4 protein-coding genes are annotated in these 3557 nt (G+C 40.3%); 3 read left to right on the top strand and 1 reads right to left on the bottom strand.

Annotation, left to right across the window (positions count from 1 at the left end):
• Positions 1 to 645: 645 nt before the first annotated feature.
• Both BIZ39_RS20775 and BIZ39_RS20770 read left to right on the top strand, forming a co-directional pair.
• Positions 646 to 1317 (top strand): single-stranded DNA-binding protein, encoded by a 672-nt coding sequence (locus BIZ39_RS20775; protein WP_187447962.1) that lies wholly within the window; start codon positions 646 to 648, stop codon positions 1315 to 1317.
• 443 nt (positions 1318 to 1760) lie between these two features.
• Complete coding sequence (locus BIZ39_RS20770) at positions 1761 to 2051, top strand: hypothetical protein (RefSeq protein ID WP_187447961.1); 291 nt, start codon at positions 1761 to 1763, stop codon at positions 2049 to 2051.
• Between the two features lie 3 nt (positions 2052 to 2054).
• Here BIZ39_RS20770 and BIZ39_RS20765 read toward each other — a convergent pair whose 3' ends face one another.
• A complete protein-coding gene (locus BIZ39_RS20765) occupies positions 2055 to 2231 on the bottom strand; it encodes a hypothetical protein (protein WP_187447960.1) in 177 nt (58 codons plus the stop codon).
• A gap of 547 nt (positions 2232 to 2778) precedes the next feature.
• Between BIZ39_RS20765 and BIZ39_RS20760 the strand changes: the two genes are divergently transcribed.
• A partial coding sequence (locus BIZ39_RS20760) for a WGR domain-containing protein (protein WP_187447959.1) occupies positions 2779 to 3557 on the top strand: 779 nt, incomplete at its 3' end.

Here is a 3557-nt window from a genome sequence, read left to right as displayed (position 1 = left end):
ATCTATAACAACCGAGAATATCAGCTGGTGGAAAACATAGGAGCACAAGGTTGGCGAGTAAGAGATGTAGAAGATGGCAAAACGTACAAAATGAGTCAGTACCGTTTTCATCAATCAACCCCGCTCACTGCGATTAGAGCCTAATTCATTCAATAATGCGCCAACCATGACCATAAGCACGTTGAACTCATCGTGCTTATCGGTATGTCCTTTTATGCTCTTTCATTTTTGAGCATAAACCTCTGTCAGCAAATGAGAAATCTTGATATGGGTAGATTTTCTTTTATTTGTGCCTAAACACAATAATTGTACTTTTTAATAAGTACTTAGCAAGTTTGTAATTGATAAGCAGGTGGTCTGTGCTGCTTATTCGCGCATGAAGGTTATTTTTACGCCGTCACTATCTGATACATCCTAAATGGCCCTCTTTTTAACTCATTCAGCCTATTACGCCATAACTAATACACATTACAAAAGGGAGCACCTTTACACCTGACGCCTTCGCTAATTCTTGTTCTAAAAAGTAGCGGGTATTTAAAACAGATGTGTAATGGACTCAGAAGTTTGAAGTTGCTTGTGATGATAAATCCTCAACTGATGTTTCTATTTTACTTTGAACTGATTTGATAATGTGAATGAGGTGTAATGATGAAAATTCCACAAAAGGTTAATGAATTACGTTTAGGCGGTAACGTAGCAAACGTTGATATAAGAACCGGCCAACACGGGTCGTATGGTTCGTGTGTAATTGCTGTAGATGATGGTTACTTCAAAAAAGCTGACGCTAATGGACAAGGAGGTGGATGGGTAGACCGCGTCTATTTCCATCCCATTACCTTAAAATCCAACGTGCTGAAAAAAATAAACGGCCTAAACAAAGGTGACTTCATTATTTTCACAGGCAAGTTGGTGGAAGAAAAATGGAAAGATAGAAATACCGGTGAAGAACGTAAAGCTACTAAAATGGAAGCAACTGATGTCGAATGGCACATTGACGCAGATTCAGTAAAACAGCTACGCCAACAGGCGAGAGACGGACAAAATAATCAAGGTCAACGAAACAATAAAGGCTACAATCAACGTCCTAACCAAAGTGGAAGCCATGAGTATAACACAGGCGGATATAACCAAGGTGGCGGTCATAATCCTAATATGGGCGGGTACAACCAGCATGGTTATCAAGCTGGCGACCATAATCCTAACATGGGCGGGTACAACCAGAATGGTAATCAAGGTGGCGGTCATAATCCTAACATGGGCGGGTACAACCAGCATGGTAATCAAGGTGGTAATGTACCACCTCGCAATCAAAATTAGACTTAATACACTACTCCCTGTAATCGCTTAGAACCCAACCTACTCTAAGTGCCTTTTGCCTCCGTCCACTGGAGGCTTTTTTTTAGGTATTCCACAAAAATTCTTTATTACTAGAAAGTGATTAAACTTTAGTCTATAACAGAGGTGTGAGGTTTATTTTAACATGTTGCCTCATTTCCTACCGAGAGGTAGGTTTCCTCTATGCTTAGACGCTCTAGTGGCGTCTTTTTTTTATGTCGTAAATTCTTACGTAAGCGCTCTGTAATGCCATTGTTATTTACGGCGTCATCTATCACTGAACCATTATACATTCCAATACATTAATCAGGTTTCGAAAAACATTTCCCGAACTACAAAGTAGCAGCATGGAAAAGTAGGGATATCTTAATCATACAAAGCAGTCATCGCTTTGTGTATGAATTTGATATCAACTGGAGTGATTTATGGAGCAGGTTTCAATTTACCGCGAAACGCCATCTTTGGTCAGTTTTGTGGATACTCACAGAGATGCGATTGTTTCTATGGTGGGATTGTTAAAACAACAGCAAACCGTTCGGGATGTTTTTGTCGCTAATTATGACAGTGAATCTTTACCTCAACTGATCGCAGTTAATCAAAAAGGGGTGAAATTAGCACACATCAAACTTAGCGAAGAGGTTCTTAATCAGCAAAGCCAAGCTTTGATTTTCTTGGACTCTCCCGAGTTCTTGGACGCCAGTGGGAATTCTCATTAAGCCTTACGCTTGAAACGCTGGCACTTCAGGCCCGATAGATAGCTTGTTTACTACCGGGTCTTTTTTAGACAAAGTCATCAGAGGAATAACCATGTCAACAGACACTCTAGACGTATCACCAGAACAGTTTATTAAATCCATGCCTGTGACGGGAACATTTAGGAAAAAAAGGGACTTCATGGAGGTGCGTAGATTCAGGAGAACGTCTAGACGTTGTATTGGTCGTCGCCAAGGAAAACTACCCAGAAAGCCCAAAGTATGATGAAAGTATGCATATGTTTAATGGTGTGCGCTATGAGGTCACCTTCAAAGGCAAGGTATATACTCGTGTTTTCGAAGATGACTTACAATTGCTCGTCTCAGACCTACTAAAGCAACATACTTCCTAACTCTCTTTGTTGCGTCGAAATAGAAGCACAGTCATTGCGCTGTGCTTTTTTTGTCCGTAATTAATAAGAGAAGTAGTTTATGAGGGAGCGACAACTATTCTTACGTCATCAGATATGGTGCTTATTTTTAAAGCTCACTAAGTAAATGACGTCGTCATATATAAGTATTTCTTCCCGGTTCGCGTTTAGTTTATTCATGACGACGTTACGTCTGATGTCGAAGGTAAAGTTATTCTATGAAACCTTGGTTCTTAATCGCGTTAGCTTTATGAGAGCATCAGTAAAGTGGCGCAAGAAGCATTTGGAGAGACTATAAATGGGCAAACCATTGGAGAAACATGATGCCTATTTATACGACTCGCCTTACAAATACAGTTGGAAGAAGTTTTAAAGAGTACAACATTTCATTAGAAGCAGAAGAAAGCGGGGTAATCGTTCATTACTCACACGGCCGCATTGGGAGTAGCCTAGTAACAGGTAGGAAAAACGAATCACCTATACCTCTCAATGAAGCAATGAAAATAGCTGACAGATTGATCGCCTCAAAGATAAAAAAAGGGTATGTGGTTGAATCCACCAGCGACAATACAAAAACGTTTGTTCAGCGCGATACAAAAGCTCTCACTCCGTCAGATGTCGAAATATCAGACTCGCCATCTGATAGTGCAAGAGACACCGATTTTGGCCTGGCTTCGATTGATACTGAAGTTTTAAATAGTTCTACAAATAATATTGAAAATCAGGCGCCAGTGTTTTTCCCTCAACTGCTAAATGCTGTTACCCCTGAGCGTGCCTCTTTCATCATAAATGATGAATGGCTAGAGACCTATTTCTGCCAAATAAAAGCGGACGGTGAACGCAGAGTCGTCAGAGTATCAAGTGGTCAAATTGAGGCATACAACAAGCGCGGTTGCATTGTGCAGTTAAACAACAACTTTGCCAGCGACGTAATTACGTTAGCCAACGAAAAGGATTTACTAATTGATTGCGAAGATATGGGGGATATTGGCTTATATGTATTCGATGTGCTTGAGTTTAATGGAATAGATTATTCTTCTTCACCATTTGAAAACCGCGTCTTGGCGCTAAAAGAAATTAGCTATAAAGCTGACTATGC

The organism is Alteromonas sp. BZK5 (assembly GCF_014349115.1).
Lineage (GTDB): Bacteria > Pseudomonadota > Gammaproteobacteria > Enterobacterales > Alteromonadaceae > Alteromonas > Alteromonas macleodii.
This window is presented reverse-complemented; position numbering and strand designations above follow the sequence as displayed.